Annotated in this window: 23 protein-coding genes; 7 read left to right on the top strand and 16 right to left on the bottom strand. The window is 70.5% G+C overall.

Annotated features, from left to right (window positions below; all coding sequences use genetic code 11):
- Positions 1-66: 66 nt before the first annotated feature.
- On the bottom strand, positions 67-339 hold the full coding sequence (locus DEW08_RS08655; RefSeq protein WP_109326251.1) for a BolA family protein: 273 nt from the start codon (positions 337-339) through the stop codon (positions 67-69).
- 152 nt (positions 340-491) lie between these two features.
- On the opposite strand from DEW08_RS08655, the gene DEW08_RS08650 reads away from it, so the two are divergent.
- From DEW08_RS08650 to cobT, 4 genes are all read left to right on the top strand, one after another.
- A complete protein-coding gene (locus DEW08_RS08650; protein WP_109326250.1) occupies positions 492-1,076 on the top strand; it encodes a J domain-containing protein in 585 nt (194 codons plus the stop codon).
- 69 nt (positions 1,077-1,145) lie between these two features.
- Complete coding sequence (cobS, locus tag DEW08_RS08645) at positions 1,146-2,150, top strand: cobaltochelatase subunit CobS (RefSeq protein WP_109326249.1); 1,005 nt, start codon at positions 1,146-1,148, stop codon at positions 2,148-2,150.
- A 75-nt stretch (positions 2,151-2,225) separates the two neighbouring features.
- Positions 2,226-2,423, top strand: coding sequence for a GxxExxY protein (locus DEW08_RS32175; protein ID WP_245986508.1), 198 nt, complete (start codon positions 2,226-2,228; stop codon positions 2,421-2,423).
- A 172-nt stretch (positions 2,424-2,595) separates the two neighbouring features.
- The gene (gene cobT / locus DEW08_RS08635; protein ID WP_109326248.1) at positions 2,596-4,467 is read left to right on the top strand and encodes a cobaltochelatase subunit CobT; all 1,872 of its coding nucleotides are present in this window, start codon (positions 2,596-2,598) and stop codon (positions 4,465-4,467) included.
- 89 nt (positions 4,468-4,556) lie between these two features.
- Here cobT and DEW08_RS08630 read toward each other — a convergent pair whose 3' ends face one another.
- Both DEW08_RS08630 and DEW08_RS08625 read right to left on the bottom strand, forming a co-directional pair.
- Complete coding sequence (locus DEW08_RS08630) at positions 4,557-4,970, bottom strand: invasion associated locus B family protein (protein ID WP_245986506.1); 414 nt, start codon at positions 4,968-4,970, stop codon at positions 4,557-4,559.
- A 266-nt stretch (positions 4,971-5,236) separates the two neighbouring features.
- Positions 5,237-6,094, bottom strand: coding sequence for a pirin family protein (locus DEW08_RS08625; protein ID WP_109326245.1), 858 nt, complete (start codon positions 6,092-6,094; stop codon positions 5,237-5,239).
- 235 nt (positions 6,095-6,329) lie between these two features.
- Here DEW08_RS08625 and DEW08_RS08620 point away from each other — a divergent pair, with 235 nt between their 5' ends.
- Entirely contained in the window at positions 6,330-6,749 is a 420-nt protein-coding gene (locus DEW08_RS08620; RefSeq protein ID WP_109326244.1) for a globin family protein, read from the top strand.
- Positions 6,750-6,811: 62 nt separating this feature from the next.
- Here DEW08_RS08620 and upp read toward each other — a convergent pair whose 3' ends face one another.
- From upp to DEW08_RS08560, 13 genes are all read right to left on the bottom strand, one after another.
- On the bottom strand, positions 6,812-7,462 hold the full coding sequence (gene upp, locus DEW08_RS08615) for a uracil phosphoribosyltransferase (protein WP_109326238.1): 651 nt from the start codon (positions 7,460-7,462) through the stop codon (positions 6,812-6,814).
- Between the two features lie 114 nt (positions 7,463-7,576).
- Positions 7,577-8,491, bottom strand: coding sequence for a diguanylate cyclase (locus DEW08_RS08610; RefSeq protein WP_109326237.1), 915 nt, complete (start codon positions 8,489-8,491; stop codon positions 7,577-7,579).
- A 239-nt stretch (positions 8,492-8,730) separates the two neighbouring features.
- Positions 8,731-9,375, bottom strand: coding sequence for a phosphoribosylanthranilate isomerase (locus tag DEW08_RS08605; RefSeq protein ID WP_109326236.1), 645 nt, complete (start codon positions 9,373-9,375; stop codon positions 8,731-8,733).
- Positions 9,372-10,103 carry an orotidine-5'-phosphate decarboxylase gene (gene pyrF / locus DEW08_RS08600; protein ID WP_109326234.1) on the bottom strand — a complete coding sequence of 244 codons (732 nt, stop codon included), beginning with the start codon at positions 10,101-10,103 and terminating at the stop codon, positions 9,372-9,374. Before pyrF ends, DEW08_RS08605 begins: the two co-directional genes overlap by 4 nt.
- A 124-nt stretch (positions 10,104-10,227) precedes the next feature.
- On the bottom strand, positions 10,228-11,412 hold the full coding sequence (locus DEW08_RS32170; protein ID WP_245986505.1) for a YsnF/AvaK domain-containing protein: 1,185 nt from the start codon (positions 11,410-11,412) through the stop codon (positions 10,228-10,230).
- A gap of 6 nt (positions 11,413-11,418) precedes the next feature.
- Complete coding sequence (locus DEW08_RS08590) at positions 11,419-11,850, bottom strand: YsnF/AvaK domain-containing protein (RefSeq protein WP_109326233.1); 432 nt, start codon at positions 11,848-11,850, stop codon at positions 11,419-11,421.
- Positions 11,851-11,865: 15 nt separating this feature from the next.
- Positions 11,866-12,003, bottom strand: a complete 138-nt coding sequence (locus DEW08_RS31110) for a hypothetical protein (protein ID WP_168220324.1) — start codon at positions 12,001-12,003, stop codon at positions 11,866-11,868.
- Between the two features lie 80 nt (positions 12,004-12,083).
- Positions 12,084-13,193, bottom strand: a complete 1,110-nt coding sequence (locus DEW08_RS08585; RefSeq protein ID WP_109326232.1) for an FAD-dependent oxidoreductase — start codon at positions 13,191-13,193, stop codon at positions 12,084-12,086.
- Between the two features lie 21 nt (positions 13,194-13,214).
- Positions 13,215-14,171, bottom strand: coding sequence for a bifunctional Delta(1)-pyrroline-2-carboxylate/Delta(1)-piperideine-2-carboxylate reductase (lhpI, locus tag DEW08_RS08580; RefSeq protein ID WP_109326231.1), 957 nt, complete (start codon positions 14,169-14,171; stop codon positions 13,215-13,217).
- Positions 14,172-14,343: 172 nt separating this feature from the next.
- Positions 14,344-14,733 carry a lipopolysaccharide assembly protein LapA domain-containing protein gene (locus DEW08_RS08575; RefSeq protein WP_109326230.1) on the bottom strand — a complete coding sequence of 130 codons (390 nt, stop codon included), beginning with the start codon at positions 14,731-14,733 and terminating at the stop codon, positions 14,344-14,346.
- 97 nt (positions 14,734-14,830) lie between these two features.
- Positions 14,831-15,112, bottom strand: coding sequence for an integration host factor subunit beta (ihfB, locus tag DEW08_RS08570; protein WP_109326229.1), 282 nt, complete (start codon positions 15,110-15,112; stop codon positions 14,831-14,833).
- 221 nt (positions 15,113-15,333) lie between these two features.
- The gene (locus DEW08_RS08565; RefSeq protein WP_109326228.1) at positions 15,334-16,602 is read right to left on the bottom strand and encodes a pentapeptide repeat-containing protein; all 1,269 of its coding nucleotides are present in this window, start codon (positions 16,600-16,602) and stop codon (positions 15,334-15,336) included.
- 8 nt (positions 16,603-16,610) lie between these two features.
- Positions 16,611-17,561 carry a hypothetical protein gene (locus tag DEW08_RS08560; RefSeq protein ID WP_109326227.1) on the bottom strand — a complete coding sequence of 317 codons (951 nt, stop codon included), beginning with the start codon at positions 17,559-17,561 and terminating at the stop codon, positions 16,611-16,613.
- A gap of 288 nt (positions 17,562-17,849) precedes the next feature.
- Between DEW08_RS08560 and DEW08_RS08555 the strand changes: the two genes are divergently transcribed.
- Together DEW08_RS08555 and DEW08_RS32165 are read left to right on the top strand one after the other, a co-directional pair.
- Positions 17,850-18,719, top strand: a complete 870-nt coding sequence (locus DEW08_RS08555) for a trypsin-like peptidase domain-containing protein (RefSeq protein ID WP_245986504.1) — start codon at positions 17,850-17,852, stop codon at positions 18,717-18,719.
- Positions 18,647-18,949, top strand: coding sequence for a PDZ domain-containing protein (locus DEW08_RS32165; RefSeq protein ID WP_245986613.1), 303 nt, complete (start codon positions 18,647-18,649; stop codon positions 18,947-18,949). Before DEW08_RS08555 ends, DEW08_RS32165 begins: the two co-directional genes overlap by 73 nt.
- Positions 18,950-19,080: the final 131 nt, after the last annotated feature.

The raw sequence follows: 19,080 nt of genomic DNA, 5'->3' as shown, positions 1-19,080 counted from the left end.
AATAAAATCGACCGTGGGTAGCATGCTTATGTATGTAATTCCGGCCGCGACCGGCCGCCGAACTGTTCAGCCGCCCTCGCCGGGGGCGAGCGTCGTCAGGCCGAGCGCATGAACACGCTCCCGCAGTTCATCGGCGAGCAGGCTGTACACCATCCGCTGCCGCTCGACGCGCGACCGGCCGGCGAAGGCCGCCGAGACGATGGTGACGTGGAAGTGCGTCTCGCCCTCGGGGCGGGACCCGGCATGGCCGGCATGGCGGGCCGATTCGTCGACGACCTCCAGGCGCTCGGGCGCCAGGGCCTCGGCCAGCTTGGTGCGGATTCGGGTTGCGTAGCTCATGGGGGTCTCGCCTCTTCTATGTCTCGCGCCAGGAGGGTGCCTCGACGGCCAAATGTCAAGCCGCGGCGGGCGTTTCCCGCCCCCCGCCGGGGCAACGGAGGACCACGGCGCCCGCGCTTGCCACGGCAGCCGCCGCTTCCCATAATCCGAGGATGACCAAGAGCCGTGCCCGCTACGCATTCGCTTCGGATCCCAGCCCCCGCACCGCGACGCGCGCGTGCGACCACCCGGGCTGCGCCGGCGGCGGCGAGTACCGCGCGCCCAAGAACCGCAACAGCCTGAACGAGTACTGGTGGTTCTGCCTGGACCATGTGCGCGAGTACAACCGCGCCTGGGACTATTACGCCGGCATGTCGCCCGAACAGATCGAGGCCGACCTGCGGCGCGACACGACCTGGCAGCGGCCGAGCTGGCCGCTCGGCTACTGGGCGACGCAGGAGAAGTTCCTGCGCGACCGTGCCGCCCAGGGCTTCAGCTTCGAGTTCGGGCGCGAGGCCGGCAAGGACAAGGAGCAGGAGAAGTCCCAGCGCCGCCAGTCCGCCCGCAGCGCCGAGGAGGAGGCTCTGCTGATTCTCGACCTGGCCCCGCCGGTCGACTTCGCCCGCATCAAGGCGCGCTACCGCGAACTGGTGAAGATCCACCATCCCGACGCGAACGGCGGCGACAGGGACGCCGAAGAAAAGCTGAAAATCATCAATCAGGCCTACAACACGCTGAAAGCCTGTTATGGTGTATAAATCCTCCCGGCAGGTGCCGCCCGCGCGCCCGCCGGACGTCAGTCACCCGCTGGAACGATAAGACCTCCCATGCCCTCTCCCGGAGCTTCGCAGGCCAGCTCGGCCCTGTTCGACCATGTGCCCGATACGACGGTGTCGGTGCGCGAGACTTTCGGCATCGACAGCGACATGACGGTGCCCGCCTTCAGCCAGCGCACCGATTATGTGCCGGACGTGGACGAGGCCTACCGCTTCGACCGCGACACCACGCTGGCCATCCTCGCGGGCTTCGCCTTCAACCGCCGCGTCATGGTCCAGGGCTATCACGGCACCGGCAAGTCCACCCATATCGAGCAGGTGGCCGCCCGCCTCAACTGGCCCTGCATCCGCATCAACCTGGACAGCCACATCAGCCGCATCGACCTGATGGGCAAGGACGCGATCGTGCTCCGCGACGGGCTGCAGGTGACCGAGTACCGCGAGGGCATCCTGCCCTGGGCGCTGCAGCATGCCTGCGCCCTGGTGTTCGACGAGTACGACGCCGGCCGCCCCGACGTGATGTTCGTGATCCAGCGCGTGCTGGAGGTCGAGGGCAAGCTGACCCTGCTCGACCAGAACCGCGTCATCCGCCCGCACCCGGCCTTCCGCCTGTTCGCCACCGCCAACACGGTCGGCCTAGGCGACACCACCGGCCTATACCACGGCACGCAGCAGATCAACCAGGGCCAGATGGACCGCTGGAACATCGTGGCCACCCTGAACTACCTGCCGCTGGACGCCGAGGTGAAGATCGTCGCCGCCAAGGTGAAGGACTACGACACCCCCAAGGGACGCGAGACGGTGGCCGCGATGGTGCGGCTGGCCGAGCTGACCCGCAGCGGCTTCATCAACGGCGACATCTCCACCGTGATGAGCCCGCGCACGGTCATCACCTGGGCAGAGAACGCCCGCATCTTCAACGACGTCGCCTTCGCGTTCCGGATCACCTTCCTGAACAAGTGCGACGAGGTGGAGCGGCCGGCGGTCGCCGAGTACTACCAGCGCTGCTTCGGCGTCGAACTGCCGGAAACCGGGGTGCAGGCGAACCTGGTGTAGCCGCACGCAAGTCCGAAAAACCGTGAAGGCTCCTGGTCTTCACGGTTTTGCCGGACGGATCCACGGATTTTGCGGATGAGGGTGTTTCTCGGACCGGAAATCAAAACTCTGACGGAGCGCGCCATCGGGACCGCTTACGAGGTCTACAACACGCTCGGCCAGGGCATCGTGGGACCGGTCTATCAGAAGGCTCTGGTCCATGACCTCCGTGAACGTGGCCAGGATGTCGGGTTGGAGGTTCCCTCGTCCAGCCGCACGTCAAGCAGGTGCTGAACCACCTGCGCGCAAGCGGCCTGCAGGTCGGTCTGATTTTCAGTTTCGGCGGGCCGGCCACGACATCCGGCGCGTCCTGTCGAAGGAGAAATCCATGCCGTCCGTGCGTCAGTCCGTGTGATCCGTGAAGACACTGTAGTCTCCCTTCCATCGTCAACCTGCCGAAGCTCCCATGTCCGAACGCGAAAACCCCGTCGAGGCTTTCAAGCGGTCCACCGCCGCCACGGTGCGTGCACTCTCCGGCCGGAGCGATGTGCAGGTGGGCTTTTCCTCCGATCCGCCCGGCCTGTCCGGCGCGCGGGTGCGGGTGCCGCTGCCGGCGCGCGACCTCAACCCGCAGGACGTCGCCAAGCTGCGCGGCGCCGCGGATGCCGTGTCGCTGCGGCTGCGCTTCCACGACAACGCCATCCACGCCCACCGCATGCCGCTCGGCGACACCGCCCGCGCCGCCTACGAGGCCATGGAGCAGGCGCGCTGCGAGGCGCTGGGCGCCCGCCACATGGCCGGCGTCTCCGCCAACCTCGCGGCTGCGCTCGACGAGCGCTACCACCGCCAGGGCTTCGACCGCATGGAGGAGCGCGAGCAGGTCCCGCTGCCCGAGGTGCTGCGGCTGATCGCGCGCGAGGCGCTGACCGGCGCGCCGCCGCCGCCCTCCGCCGCCCATGCGGTGGAGCTGTGGCGCCCCTGGATCGACGAGAAGCTCGGCCGCGACCTCAAGGGCCTCGACCAGTTCGTCGACGACCAGGACGCCTACGCCCGCGCGGTGCGCCGCCTGCTGGCCGACCTCGACATGGAGGTCGGGCAGGAGCCGGAGCAGGAGGAGGAGGACGACCGCGAGGACCAGTCCGAGCAGGACGAGAACCAGCCCGACAGCGGCCAGACCCGCGGCTCCGACGATGCCGAGAGCGACGCCGACTCGATGTCCTCCTCCGAGATGGACGACTCGCCCGAGAAGGGCGAGGGCGCCGAGGAAGGCGGCGGCGAGGAAGGCGACCAGGAGATGGGCGAGGGCGAGGGGGCGGAGCAGCCCGCCGGTCCCGGCCAGCCCTGGCGGCCGGAGAATTCCCGGCGCAACGACGTCGATCCCAACGCCTACAAGCCCTTCACCACCCAGTTCGACGAGGTGGTGGACGCTGCCGACCTGTGCGACCCGGACGAGCTGTCCCGGCTGCGCCACATGCTGGACCAGCAGCTGCAGCACCTCCAGGGCGTGATCTCCAAGCTCGCCAACCGGCTGCAGCGCCGCCTGCTGGCCAAGCAACAGCGCTCGTGGAACTTCGACCTCGACGAAGGGATTCTCGACGCCGCCCGGCTCGCCCGCGTGGTGGTCAACCCGGTCCTGCCGCTCTCCTTCAAGAAGGAGAAGGAGACCGACTTCCGCGACACCGTCGTCTCGCTGCTGATCGACAATTCCGGCTCCATGCGCGGCCGGCCGATCTCCATCGCCGCGATGAGCGCCGACATCCTCGCCCGCACGCTGGAGCGCTGCGCGGTGAAGGTGGAGGTGCTGGGCTTCACCACGCGCGCCTGGAAGGGCGGCCAGGCCCGCGAGAGCTGGGTCTCCGCCGGCAAGCCGGCGAACCCCGGCCGCCTGAACGACCTGCGCCACATCATCTACAAGGCGGCCGACACGCCCTGGCGGCGGGCGCGCAAGAACCTGGGCCTGATGCTGCGCGAAGGCATCCTGAAGGAGAACATCGACGGCGAGGCGCTGATGTGGGCGCACAACCGGCTGATCGCCCGGCCGGAGCAGCGCCGCATCCTGATGGTGATCTCCGACGGCGCCCCGGTGGACGACTCGACCCTGTCGGTCAATGCCGGCAACTATCTGGAGCGCCATCTGCGCCAGGTGATCGAGATGATCGAGACCCGCTCGCCGGTCGAGCTGGTGGCGATCGGCATCGGCCACGACGTGACCCGCTACTACCGCCGCGCCGTCACCATCGTGGATGCCGAACAGCTCGGCGGCACCATGATGAACAAGCTCGCCGAGCTGTTCGACGAGGACGACCGCCGCGGCCGGGGCCGCGGAATCTGGCGCTGAGCGGCGCCCGGAGACATGGAAAAGGCCCGAGGGGCATCACCCGTCGGGCCTGTTCCGTCATCCGGCGACCGCGGACCGAAGCGCCGGCCTTACTGCAGGCTGCGCTGCATCTCCTCGAAGTTCCGCGAGAAGCCGTTCAGCGAGAAATCGATGTCGCGCTTGCCGGCGCGCAGGAAGTTGACGCGCACCAGGATCGAGGCGCCGTTGCGGAACTGGTCCACCACGCGGCCGGACATGAAGTTCGGGAACATGCACATGTTCAGCGTGGCGATGTGCGACTCGATGCGCGGCTGGCGGTCGACGCGGATGGCGCAGCTCTCCACCATGCCCTGGCTGGTCGTCAGGAACAGGTGATAATCGTTGCCGGTGGGAATGACGCTGAGCGCGATGAAGCCGACGTCCTTGCCGTCGTCGAACAGGCGGTAGTGCATCAGGCGGCAGACCTTGCTGTCGGTCATGCGGTCGATGTCGCACTGGCTGGTCCAGGCGCCTTCGGGACCCATCTCGGTGCCCATCTTGGAAAAGTCGACCGCGCCGGCCGGCTGCTGGAGGCCGAGGACGGCTGCCGCCGCGACAAGGCACCCCTGAAAACGACGTCCTAGCAGACGAAACACGCGCATCGCCTCGGCCCCTCGCCCCTTGGTTTCGGGTCCTACCCCGGATGGCGGCATGATACCCCCGGTTGGGGCCTGCGCAAGCGATGTGTTGTCAAACGAACCGGGGGCTGTTGCGTTGCAGCAACAACCCCCGGTCCGTCCGGGCCGGGGCGTCAGAAGCGGCCGGCCTCATAGTCGCGGAAGGCCTGCATCACCTCCTCGCGCGTGTTCATGACGAAGGGGCCGCCCCAGGCCACCGGCTCGCCGATCGGGCGCCCGGCAAGCAGGAGGAAGCGCGCGCCCTCCGGCCCCGCCGTCGCCCGCACCTGCCCGCCCTCGCCCAGCACGACGACGCGCGGCCCGGTCAGCACCTCGGTCCCCTCCCCCACCGTCGCCGCTCCCTCGAACAGGACGAGGAAGGCGGTGTGTCCGGCCGGCACCGGCTCGGTGAAGGTGGCACCGGCGGGCAGCGCGACGTCGAAATAGAGCGCCTCGGTCGAGTCGGACCGGATCGGCCCGGCGGTCCCCGCGGCGGTCGCCCCGGCGATCACCGTGACGGTCGTGCCGTCCGCCCGCCGCTCCACCGGGATGCGGTCGGCCGGGAACTCCTGGTAGCGCGGCTCGCTCATCTTCAGGCTGGCCGGCAGGTTGATCCAGAGCTGGAAGCCCCGCATCAGCCCCTCGGTCTGTTCCGGCATCTCGGAATGGATCAGGCCGCGGCCGGCGGTCATCCACTGCACGCCGCCGGTCTCGATCACCCCCTCATGGCCGTGGTTGTCACGATGACGCATGCGGCCGGCCAGCATGTAGGTCACGGTCTCGAAGCCGCGGTGCGGGTGATCGGGGAAGCCGGCCAGATAGTCCTGCGGCTCGTCCGACCCGAACAGGTCGAGCATCAGGAAGGGGTCGAGCATCCGCAGCCGCGGCGTGCCCAGCATGCGGGTCATCTGCACGCCGGCCCCGTCGGAGGCCGCCATGCCCTCGACGGCGGCAAGCACGGGGCGGATCGTGGCGGTGGTGGGGCTGGTCATGGCGGAACTCCCAATGAACGAGGAACGGAATGGTCGACGAACAGGCCCACAGGTAATCGTTCGAGCATGTCCGGTGAAGGCCAGCCTCCCGCCTCAGTCCGTTCCACCGGGAGCAACAGTCCGCAGGGGAAACTTTCTGGGTACCGAATCCGGTTGAAGCTCTCCGAGTGCTTCGGCAAGGACGCCCCAGGGTCGTGGTACGGTCCGGGCCCGCCGGAACAGGGAAAGGGACAACATGACGCCGGAGCAGATCGTCCTGGTACAGGACAGCTTCAAGCAGGTGGCCGCCATCAAGGACAAGGCGGCGGCGCTGTTCTACAACCGGCTCTTCGAGCTTGACCCGTCGCTGCGCCCGCTCTTCAAGGGCGACATCGCCGAGCAGGGGCAGAAGCTGATGGCGACCATCGGGATCGCCGTGCAGAACCTGAAGCGGCCGGACGCCATCCTCGACACGGTCCGCGCGCTCGGCGTCCGGCACAAGGCCTACGGCGTCACCGACGCCCATTACGACACCGTCGCCACCGCCCTTCTCGACACGCTGGCGACCGCCTTCGGCCCGGCCTTCACGCCGGACCTGCGCGCGGCCTGGACCGCCATGTACGGCATGGTCGCCGACGTGATGAAGCAGGCCGCCGCCGAGACGGCCCCGGCCTGACCGGCACGGCACCCCTCCCCGCCGGGGGACGGGCGCCGCCACCGGTCCCGATGCACCGGTCCTTACTTGGTCCCGAACATGCGGTCGCCGGCATCGCCCAGGCCGGGGACGATGTAGGCGTCCTCGTTCAGGTGGCTGTCGAGCGAGGCGGTGAAGACCTTGACGTTCGGATGGGCGGCGTGGAAGACCCGCACCCCTTCCGGGGCGGCGACCAGCGCCATGAAGCGGATGTTCTCGTCGGCGACGCCGTGGCGGTTCAGCACGTCGCAGGCATGGACGGCGGAATTGCCGGTCGCCAGCATCGGGTCGACCACGATGAACAGCCGGCCTTCCGCCGGCGGCAGCTTCACCAGATACTCGTGCGGCTGCTTGGTCTCATGGTCGCGGTAGAGGCCGATATGCCCCTCGCGCGCCGAAGGCACGAGGTCGTGCAGCCCCTGCGCCATGCCCAGGCCGGCACGCAGCACCGGCACGATGGCCAGCTTCTTGCCGGCGATCACCGGGGCGTCCATCGCCTGCAGCGGCGTTTCGATGCGCTCCGTGGTCATCGGCAGGTCGCGCGTGATCTCGTACCCCATCAGCAGCGAGATCTCGTGCAGCAGGGTGCGGAACCCGCCGGTGGAGCGCTCCTTGGACCGCATCAGCGTCAGCTTGTGCTGGATCAGCGGGTGGTCGAGGATGAACAGGTTCGGGAACTCAGACAGGGTATGCATGGAGTCCGGTCACAGCGGCTTTCGGGGAAATTTTCCGATCCTAGCCGGCCTGCCGTCCGGGGCCAAGCCGCACCGACAGCGCGGGCCGAACTCCGGCGGCACCGCCCGGCCGGATCAGGCGACCTCGGCGCCGCTCCTGCGCGCGCCGCGTGCGGCAGGGCGGTCGGGCCGATAGCGGATGACGCGGTTGCGCCCGCTGTTCTTGGCCTGGTAGAGCGCGCGGTCGGCGCAGACGATCATCTCGTCCACCGACTGGTCGGCGATCGCCTCCACCAGCCCGAAGCTGGCGGTCACCGGCACCATCCGTCCGTCAGGCAGGGCGACCGGCGACTCCATCAGGTCGACGCGCAGCCGCTCGATCACCTGGAACCCCTCGTCGGCGCCGGTCTCCTTCAGGCAGAGCAGGAACTCCTCGCCGCCCATGCGGAAGGCCTCGTCGAAGCTGCGGATGCTCCGGCTGATCACCGCCGCGGTGGCGGCCAGCACCCGGTCGCCGATGTCATGGCCGTAGGTGTCGTTGATCGACTTGAAACGGTCGATGTCGCACAGCGCGAGGCAGAAGGTCTGGCCGGAGCGCCGGAAGCGGTTGTGCTCGCGCTCCAGCGCCTCCTGCATGCCGCGCCGGGTACGCAGACCAGTCAGCGAATCGAGGCCGGAGGCCGCCGCCCCGAAGGCGCGCTCCATCCGACGCAGATGCACGACGAACTCGTCGAAGCGGCCGACCACCGACTCGTATTCCGCCTCGGTCGGCGGCTCGCCGGCGGCCGCCTTCAGCAGGACGAGCTTGGCCTGCCGGTGCATCTGCTCGTGCAGCGCCACCAGCTTCTGCACCGCCGGCTGATGGACGAGGTCGTCGCGGCTGGCCGCGGCGCACCAGGCGGCGAAGGAGGCCGGAGCGGACACCCGCTCGCCGCCGCGCCCGCCGCGGTAGAGGGCGGCGCGGTGCCATTGGCCGATCCAGCGCAGATGCTCGTCCAGCACGATCCCCAGAGCGTCGGCGGGGGAGAGGCTGTCGGTCGGTTCGCTCATGCGGTCACCCTAAGCGACAACGGCGTCAGCGCCATGCAACCAAGAAAAGGCCGACCATTTGCCTAAAACCCCGGGCAGCTCCGGTGTTCCGACGGGGATCTCGGCATGGACGGACGGATCGGCGCCATGCCGGCCATCATCAGGCCAGGACGGTTAACGAGAGATGTGGATGGTCCAGTCCCGGTTCCAGATCGGGCAAAGCGTCGCGCCACCGGACCGCCCGGCGGCACGGGCGGTCCTCACAGCCCGGCGGCGGCTTGCAGGAAGCGGCGGACGAGTTCGGGATCCTTGTGGCCCGGCCGGTCCTCGACGCCCGACGACACGTCGACTTCCGACGCTCCGGTGGTCGCCACGGCGTCCGCCAGATTGTCCGGGGTGAGGCCGCCCGACAGCATCCAGGGCCGCGGCCAGGTCCGTCCCTTCAGCAGGGTCCAGTCGAAGGCGATGCCGTTGCCGCCCGGCAGGGCCGCCACCTTGGGCGGCGGCTTGGCGTCGAACAGCAGCCGGTCGCAGACCTCCGCCGCCTCCAGCGCCGCCGCGAGATCCTCCGGCCCGCCCACCTTGATCGCCTTCATCACCGGCAGGGCGAAGCGCGACTTGATGGCGGCGATGCGCCGCGGCTCCTCCCGGCCGTGGAGCTGGATGAGGTCGAGCGGCACCTGCCCGGTCACATGCTCCAGCAGCTCGTCGTCGGGATCGACGAAAAGCCCGACGGCGCGCACGCCGGTCGGCACCAGACGGGCCAGCTCCGCCGCCATGGCCGGCGCCACCGACCGCGGGCTCGGCGGATAGAAGACGAAGCCGACATAGCGCGCCCCGCCGGTCACCGCGGCGCGCAGGCTCTCCGGTTCGCTGAGGCCGCAGATCTTGATGGCGACGCTCATCGGGCCGCCTCCCCGGTTTCCGCAGCCTCGATCTCCGCGGCGATCCGGCGCGCCGCCTCGGCCGGGTCGGGCTGGCCGGTGATGGGGCGGCCGATCACCAGATGGTCGGCCCCGGCGGCCACGGCCTGGGCCGGGGTCATCAGCCGCTTCTGGTCGTTGGCCGCCGCCCAGACCGGGCGGATGCCGGGGACCATCAGGATGAAGTCGGGACCGCAGGCGGCGCGCAGCATCGCCACCTCGGCCGGGGAACAGATCACGCCGTCCATGCCCGACTCCTTCGCCAGAAGGGCCAGCCGCTTCACCTGGTCGGCGACCGCGGCGTCCTGCCCGACCGCCGACAGGTCGGCGGCATCGAGGCTGGTCAGCACGGTGACCGCCAGCATCTTCGGCCGGTCGGGACCGGCGACCGACGCGGCCTCCGCCGCCGCCCGCATCATGGCGGAGCCGCCGGAGGAATGGATGGTCATGAAGGCCGGACGCAGCGGCAGCGCCGCCCGCACCCCGCCGGCCACCGTGTTGGGGATGTCGTGCAGCTTCAGGTCGAGGAACAGCGGCGGGCCGTCCTCGCCGATCACCGCGCGCACGCCGGCCGGCCCCTGGGCGACGAAGAACTCCAGCCCCAGCTTGATGCCGCCAACCGCCCCGGCCACTTGCCCGGCGAGAATGCGGGCGGCGTCGAGGTCCGTGGTGTCCACGGCGCAGAAGATGCGCGAGGCGGGCGAAATCATGGGAGGCGTCCTTTGGATCAGCGCGGAAGACAGGGGTCGACCCCGCGCCACCCTAGCAAGGGACGCCCCCCGATGCCAGCGGCGGGAGGGAGGGGCGCCCCTCCCCCGCCGGGATCGTCCGAGGTCACGCGCCGGAGCGGTCGCGACCCGGGTTGACGACGCGGTCGGTCACCGAGCGGTCGGAGACGCCGCGGTCGGCCACACCGCGGTCGAGCGGACGGTCGGCGGTGCGGTCGTCCTCGATCTCCACCTCGGTGCGGCGGACAGTATCGGAGACGGCCTGGTCGCGCACCTCCACCTCCTTGCGGATCACCACCTCCTCGCGCACGCGGGCGGCCTTCTCGACCACCGCCTCCTCGTCGGTCTCGGTCACCTCGATGGTCCGCTCGCGGAAGGCGTCGGCCGGCAGGTCGCCGGCGGCGAGATCGGCCGGGCGGCGTTCCACGGTCACGGTTTCGTCGCGCAGGCGGACATGCTCCTCCACCGGGGTCTCGACGACATAGCTGCGGACCCGCACGCCGCCGCGCGCCACTTCGCGCTTGCCGACGTTGAGCTGCTCCTCGACGACCGGGATGCGTTCCTCCTCGCCGGCGTTGACGTCGCGCATTCCCTGGGCCGCCGCACCCAACCCGCTGCCGGCTCCGCTGCCGACGCCTGTCCCGGCGGTGCCTGCGCCGAGGCCCGCGTCGCCCGTCATGTCGGTCGTGGTCCGCTGGGTGTCGGCACCGCTGAGCCCGGTCGAGCCGGTGAGGCCGGCCCCCGCCATGGTGCCGGTCATCGTGCCGGAGGCGGTGCCGCGGTAGCGGGTGCGCTCCTCCAGGGCGCGGGTCTCGTCATAGTCCTCGCCCATGCCGTCGTAGCCGGTCCAGCCGGTGGAGCGGTAGGAGTCGCCGCGCTCGCGGATGTCGACCGGGCTGTGACGCTCGATCACCGCCAGCGCCTCGTCGCAGCGGGCATCCTCCACCCGGCCGATCACCAGCACGCCGCCGCGCCGCACGCCCTCGGCGAAGATCTCGGCATCGCCCTTCGGCACGCCCAGCCGCTGCAGCGCATCGACCCGCGTGCCGCGGCCATGCAGGCTGGTCCCGCCCAGCGCCGACGCGTGGCGCCAGCCCCCGCCATCGGCGGCGCCGCCGCCGACGCCGCCGTCTACGCCATCATGGGCGGTGGAGAGGGCGGCGTTCTCGGCGCCCATCATGGTGAAGTCGTTGCGCAGCCCGGCGGACTGCAACTCGGTCAGCACCTGCCGGGCGCCGGACAGATCGTCATACAGCGCGACGATGGTCTTGGCGGAGGTCTGGGCTTGCATGAGCGGTCACTCCTGCTCTCGGAAAGGGGGGTTGGTCTGGGACTCGTCCGGCGTCCTACCGTCGTGCCGCGTCACCACGGCCTCCTCGGAGCGCAGCGTCTCGGCGATCCGTTCGGTCCGGCGCTCGGTCCTCTTGCGGACATGCAGTTCTTCCCGAAGGACCAGCCGCTTGGTGACGACCAGCTCCTCCTCCAGGATCGGGATGATCAGGGTGTCGCCGTCCTGGCGCGGGGCCGGCGCCACCTCGACCGGCCGGTTGACCGGAACGCGGACCACCTCCACGCTCTCGCGGTCGAGGTCGAGGTCCACCTGCTCCCGACGCTCGTGGACGATGGTGGCGATGCTGACGGAGCCGCGCTCCACCGGCCGCTTGCCGACGGACAGCGCCTCCTCATGCAAGACGATCCGGCGTTCCTCCGGATCCCGGCCGGAAGTCATGGCGATGCCGCGCGCTCAGAAGATCAGGTAAAGCGCGACGATCACCACCAGCGCGATCAGCGCGATGATCCACCAGCTCATATGCCCGGCAGCGCCAGTCCGGCCGGTCGTGTCGTTGTCGTAAACGCCGACTTTGCGAGGATCTTCGGCCATCGCTGCGGTCCTTTTCATTGCGGTGGTTTGGGTGTCCCACTGCAACAGGAACCAGCCGGCGGCGTTCCGATCCTTCGAGACTAAATGAGTCCGGCCGACCAGACGGGCAGGGCGGCGGCCTTCGCCGGCTCGTCGATCGCCTCCGCCAGCGCCTCTCCCAGCGCCGCGGCGAACTTGAAGCCATGGCCGGAACAGGGGCTCATCAGCCAGCTCCGCCCGGTCAGCGGCTCGATCACGAACCGCTCGTCGGCCGTGACGGTGTAGAAGCAGGTGGCGGCATTGGCCAGCGTGTAGCGGTGTCCGTCCGCCAGCACCCGCCGGGCGGTATCCAGCACGGCCACCGCCTCCTCCGGATCGGGATCGCGGTCGGCATCGGGATCGCCGCTGCGCGAGAAGCGGTGGTCGCCGGCCTTCAGCGTGGTGCCTGCCACCGGCGGCACGACATAGACGCCGCTCTCCCCGTCGGCGTCGATCAGCATCGGCGCGCGGCTCCAGGCGGCGCGCGTTCCCTCCGGCGCCGTCAGGTAGACGACGACCTGCCGCGACGGGACGAGGCGGCCCGTCGTCCGCGGCAGCAGCCGGTTGACCCAGGCGCCCGCCGCGATCACCAGCATGTCGGCGCCGATCACCCGCCGATCGGCCAGCGTCACTTCCGCCCGCTCCGGGTCGAGCGAGGCGACGGGGGTGCGGGCATGGACGGTGACCCCCAGGCTGTTGAGATGGTGCGACAGCAGCTCGACGATGCGGCCGGCCAGCAGCACGCCGCCGCTCTCCAGATACAGCCCCTCGGCCAGCGCGGAGGCGTCGACCAGCGGGAACTCCGCGGCGATCCCGGCCGGGGTCAGGCGGCGGACCGGATGGCCCAGCCCCTCCAGCACCGCGGCGCTGTCGGCCAGCCAGCGCCGCCCGTCCTCCGCCGCGGCGACGCAGAGCGTCCCGGTGGGGACCAGCAGCGTCTCCCCCAGATCCTGCCACAGCCGGTCCCAGGCCGCCGCCGCGGTCGCCGCCATGCGGGCATAGCCGGCGCGGTCGCCATAGGCGTGGCGGAACAGCCGGTGCTGGTCGACCGAGCTGCCGAAGGGGTTGGGCACATGGCCGCGATCGAAGACGGCGACCTTGTGGCCGCGCCGGGCCAGCGCCCAGGCGGTGGTCAGCCCCATGATGCCAGCGCCGACGACGGTGACGCGCATGGTGCCGGTCTCCCGCGCGGGTCAGCGGATCGAGTCGTTGTGCAGCACCATCTCCACCGCGAGCTGGGCGGCGCAGAGATCCTCCAGCGCGGTGCCGACCGACTTGAACAGGGTGATCTGGTCGTAATAGCGCCGGCCCGCCCGCTCGCCGCGGGTCAGGTCGTAGAGGTCGCCGGCGATGTCGTCGGGGGTCAGGAGGCCGGACTGCAGCGGCTGGACGATGTCGCCCGCCTCCTTGCACGCCCCCTCGCGGGTATCCACGAAGACGCGGGCACGGCGGATGCAGTCGTCGTCGGCCTCGCGCATCTCCGGCGTGAAGCCGCCGATGAGGTCGAGATGCTGGCCCGGCTGCAGCCATTCGCCCTTGATCAGGGGGTCCTTCGCCAGGGTGGCGCAGGAGATGACGTCGGCGCCGCGCACCGCCCCCTCCAGGTCGTCGGTCGCCTCCAGCTTGAACTTCGGCCGGTGGAAGCGCGAGACGATCTTCTTCGCCTTCTCGATGTTGCGGCCCCAGACCAGCACATGGTTGATCGGCAGCACGGTGGTGTAGGCCTCGATCAGCTCCGGCGACAGGGCGCCGGTGCCGACGACCAGCAGCCGGTGCGAGTCGGGCCGCGCCAGATAGGTCGCCGCCAGCGCCGAGGCGGCGGCGGTGCGCCGCTTGGTCAGCGCCTGCCCGTCCAACAGCGCCTGCGGAATGCCGGTCTTGCCATCCATCAGCAGATAGACGCCCTGCACCGCCGGCAGATCCTTCGCCCCGTTGTCGGGGAAGACCGTGACGATCTTCACGCCGATCGACTGGTTCACCTGCCAGGCCGGCATCAGAAGCAGCGTGGCGTCCTGCTCGCCGTAGGTCTCCACCGTGTGATGGTGGCGCACCGGCACCTTGATCTCGCTGCGGAAGCTCTGCCGCATGCGCTCGATCAGCATGCGGTGGTGCAGGACGGTCTTCAGCTCTGCCCCGGTGATGGTGCGCATGGAACGGCATCCGCGTTGCGGCCCGCCGCCAGGGACGGGCCGGTGGTCACGACACTGTCACGAGACTATAGGCAGACGAAGCTTCGGCCAACCATGCATATGCAACTATGGGCCCATGCAGGTGGGGCCGCCTTCCGCCCCGCAGGTCCGGCGTCCGGCCGCCGGCCGGGGCTCAGTGCAGCGTCGGCGCGCCGGAACCGGAGACCGTCGCCGGCAGCCCCGCACCGGAAACCGGGCCGGAGACCGGGCGCGACAGCTCGGCCAGCCGCTTCTCGGCGGCGGCGGCGCGGGCCTGCGCCTCCTTCACCTCGCGCTCCAGGAAGACGACACGGTCGCCCTCGCGCCGGGCGCGGCGGCGATGGCGGCGCTGGCTGTTCCAGGTGACGAAGCCGCCGGCCAGGAAGCCCACCGCCAGCGCCAGCAGGGCCGCCAGATAGAGCGGGGCGTCCAGCGTGAAGGGCAGCGGCCACAGCGACAGGGTGACCATGTCGCGGTTGGAGATGGCGAACAGCACCGCCACCAGGGCGACGGGGACGGTGATGATCCAGGTCAGATAGCGCAAGGGACGATTCCTTGAAAGGCGAGGCCTTGAAAGGCGGATGCAGGCATGACGGCCGGCCGGAGCCGATCGTGCCGGCTGGCAGCCTGCGGCGCCGCGGTCAATCGGTGTTCAGCCGCTCGCGAAGCTGCTTGCCGGTCTTGAAGAAAGGAATGGATTTCTCACCGACGTCAACCGATTCGCCGGTCCGCGGGTTGCGGCCCGTGCGCGCATCCCGCTTCTTGACGGAAAAGGCGCCGAACCCGCGAAGCTCCACCCGGTCGCCGCGGGCGAGCGCCTCTGTGATCTCGTCGAAGATCGTGCCGACGATCTTCTCGATGTCGCGCTGGTAGAGATGCGGATTGCGTTCGGCCAGGCGCTGGATCAGCTCCGACTTGGTCATGGCGTTGGACGGTCCCCCCTTGTCCCGCACCGGCGCGCTCGATGGGCGTGCCGTTTGGGGGGCAAGCGTGCCACCGGGGTCGGTCAACGTCAAGCTAAGCCGTTATGGTACAACCCCTTTCCCACCTTCTCCGGCCCGTCCGGAGGGGGCGGGGCCGCCGGCCGCCCTGCCACCGGCCCGATTTCGGGGTACCGCCCCGCTCGCGGTAAGGCTGCAGCCGCTCAGCGCAGCCCCATCCGGGTGCCTTCCAGGATGGCGTCCTCCAGCAGGGCGCTGCTGCGGTCGCAGCCGGTCAGGTCGGCCATGGTCAGGTCGCTGCCCTTCATGTTGGTCTGGGTCAGCGAGGCCCCGGCCAGCCGGGCGCGCACCAGCGAGGCGCGCATCACCTTGGCCCCGGCGCTGATCAGCAGCATGCCGAGGTTGGCGCCGTCCAGCCGGCTGTCGATCAGGATGGCGCGGTCCAGCTTCACCCCGCGCAGGTCGGCCCGCGTCAGGTCGGCGGAGCGCAGGTCGGCGCCGTCGAACTGGGCGGCCTGGAGCTGGGCCCCGGTCAGCCGGGCGTGGCGCAGCCGGGCGCCGCTGCCCTTGGCCAGCGTCAGGATCTTGCCCGACAGGTCGGCCCCCTCCAGGTTCAGCCCGCTGAGGTCGAGCTGGCTGCCCTGCTTGCCGCTGGTGCCGAGCCAGATCATGTGCTGCTTCAGCATCGTCTCGAGCTGGTCGCGCGGCAGGCCGGGCAGCTCCGCCGCCGCGTCCTCCTCCGGGGCGGCGGCGGGCGGCGCCTTGGGCAGGGCGGCGGCGGCCTCCGCCTCCTCGTCGGTGCGGATCGCCCGCGACAGCCGGCTCTCCTCCACCTGGGCGCCGTCCAGGATGGCGCCGCGCAGGTCCGACCCGTCGAGGTCGGCCCCCTGCAGGTCGGCGCCCGAGAAGTTGCAGTCGCGCAGGTCCGTGCGGTCCAGCCGCGCTCCGACGAGGCGGGAATTGGTGAAGTCGGCCGCCCGCGCGAAGCTGCCGGACAGCTTGGCCCGCGCCATGTCGGCGTTGGTCAGCCGCGCGGACGCCATGTCGGCCGGGCCGGGGTCGAAGCCGACCACCTTCAGCTCGCCGGCGCTGTTGCGGCTGACGACGCTGCCGTCGCGCAGGTCGACCTCCACCATCACCGCCCCGTCCAGCAGGGCGCCGCGCACGTTGGCTCCGCGCATGTCGGTGCGGTAGAGCCGCGCCTCCGACAGGTTGGCGCCGCGCAGGTCGGCGCCGTAGAGGTCGGCATGGTCGAGCGTCGCGCCGCGCAGGTCGGCGTCGCGCAGGATCGCACCGGACAGGTGGGCGCCCGTCAGGTTCCGCCCCGCCAGGGTCAGCCCCGACAGGTCGAAGAAAGGCAGGTTGGCGCGCGCGCCGTTGGGTCGCCCCTCGACGAATCGCAGGTGCCGCTCGCACACGCGGTCGAGCTGGTCCTGCGTCAGGCGGATGCGGGATTTGCCGTCGTGCGCCATGGCCCTCCTTAAGCGAACAGCGCGTCGATGTCAGCTTGGGAGATTCCCCCACCCCCGGCATCGGAGGGCGGAGGCGGCGGAGGCGCCGGCTTCGGCGGCGGCGGCGGCGGAGGAGGAGGAGCCGGCGGGGGCGGCGGCGGCGGGGTTTCCGGCCGGGCGGCCACCGGCTCGGCCCGCTGCTGCACCTCCGGCACGCTGTCGAACAGGGCGTCGATGGCGTCCTGGCTGACCTCCGGCCCGCCGAGCTGCGGCCCGTTCAGCAGATGCGCGTCGGGGCGGGTGTCGCCCAGCTTGCGGTGCGAGGCGGTCTCCGCCGGAGCGGCGGCCGGAGCGACCGACAGCCGGTCGACGCCCCAGATCTCGATCATCGTGTTCACGCGCTCTTCGATGTAGCGCAGCGTGTTGACGACCTTGGTGGTGCGCTGGCCGGTGATGTCCTGGAAGGAGCAGGCGGTCATGATCTCGATGCACCACGCCTCGATGGCGTCGATCCGCTCCGCCAGGTCGGCGTCGTCGCGGGGCATCGACATGGTGATTTCCTGTATCTTCTCGGTCGCGTTCAGGATGTCGGTGGTGGCGCGCTCGGTCGCCGCGACGATCTCGTCCAGTTCGCCGGTCGCCGCCTCGATGCGGTTGGAGCCGGTGTCGGCGGCCCGCAGCGAGGCGATGTCGCTGCGCGTCTCCTGCACGACCTGGGTGATGGCGCTCAACTCGCGCTGCAGCAGTTCGCCGGGGGCGCCGGCCGCGGCGGTGAGGCCGACGGCGGGGCCGGCGCCCTGCAGGCGCGACACCTGCTGCTCCAGCAACCCGACCAGCCGGTTGAAGTCGTCGGCGGCCACCACGCGGGTGCGGCGGTCGCGCATGCGCAGGAAGGCGCGGCCGCGTGCCGTCTGCGACAGCGCCTCTTCCATCTGCAGGTAGTCCTGCTCGCTCAGCTCGAGGAGCGCCCCGTCGTTCATGCTCGTCCGCCTGTCCGCACCACAGCTTGCCCTTTGGGTCATGCAGACCATACTGACGGCTGAACCGCTGGTCAAAGCCGGGCACACGCAGAGCCGTCTGTACCACCGAAAAGGTTTACCAGTCCTTTGCAATTGCTGCGGCGGATCGCCCCTCCGGAAAGACGGCGCCAAAAAAGCCGGCGGGACGGCACGACGGTAACCGGACTCTTGCTGCGGGCTTGAACCGGCAGGATATTTCGACCAGATCTGCCCGGCTCAAGACGGGCCTGCTGACGGAGGAGAGACATCATGACGGCGACGGCGCGGCGCAAGACGGCACGGCTGATGGCGGTGGGCCTCGCCGCGATTGTGGGAACCGGCGTGGTCCTGGCCCCCCCGCCCGCCCCGGCCGCCCTGCCGGCCGGCGTCACCGGGGTCAACACCATCTCCCCCATGCTGGAGGCCGTGACCCCGGCGGTCGTCAACATCTCCGTCCTGTCGCGGGCGCCCCAGGCGGAGAACCCGCTGCTGCGCGATCCCTTCTTCCGCCGCTTCTTCAACCTGCCCGACGAGATGCCGCAGGGCCGGCCGCAGGTCAGCGCCGGGTCGGGCGTCATCGTCGACGCCGCCAACGGCTACGTCATCACCAACAACCACGTGGTGGAGAACGCGCAGGAGATCGCGGTCACGCTGAAGGACCGCCGCCGGCTGCGCGCCAAGCTGATCGGCCGCGACGCCGCCACCGACATCGCCCTGCTGAAGATCGAGGCGAAGGGGCTGACGGCCCTGCCTCTCGGCGATTCCGACCGGCTGAAGGTCGGCGACTTCGTGGTCGCCATCGGCAACCCGTTCGGGCTGGGGCAGACCGTCACCTCCGGCATCATCTCGGCCCTCGGGCGCAGCGGGCTGAAGGTCGAGGGCTACGAGGACTTCATCCAGACCGACGCCTCGATCAATCCCGGCAACTCCGGCGGCGCGCTGGTCAACTTCAACGGCGAGCTGATCGGCATCAACACCGCCATCATCGGGCCGGCCGGCGGTTCGGTCGGCATCGGCTTCGCGGTGCCGGTCTCCATCGTCCGCTCGGTCATGGAGCAGCTCCGCGAATACGGCGAGGTGCGGCGCGGCCGTCTCGGCGTCGCCATCCAGGACCTGACCCCGACCTCGCCGAGAGCCTGAGCCTCACCGGCGACGAGGGCGCCCTGATCGCCAAGGTCGAGGCCGGCTCGCCCGCCGACAAGGGCGGGCTGCGCAGCGGCGACGTGGTGGTCGCGGTGGCCGGGCGGCCGGTGCGCAGCGCCACCGACCTGCGCAACCGCATCGGCCTGCTGCGCGTCGGCACCCCGGTCGAGGTCACGGTGGTGCGCGGAGGCGCCCAGCGCAGCCTGACCCTCCGCACGGCCAAGTAGACGACCATCGTGATGGCCCGCCCCCGCACCGCCGCCCGGCTCCGCCCGCCCCCGCGATGAGCGCGGCCCAGCGCCAGCGCGAGATCGCCAAGCAGCTCATCCGCCTCGACACCCTGCTGAAGCAGGCGACG

It is taken from the genome of Azospirillum thermophilum (genome assembly GCF_003130795.1).
Classification (GTDB): domain Bacteria; phylum Pseudomonadota; class Alphaproteobacteria; order Azospirillales; family Azospirillaceae; genus Azospirillum; species Azospirillum thermophilum.
This window is presented reverse-complemented; position numbering and strand designations above follow the sequence as displayed.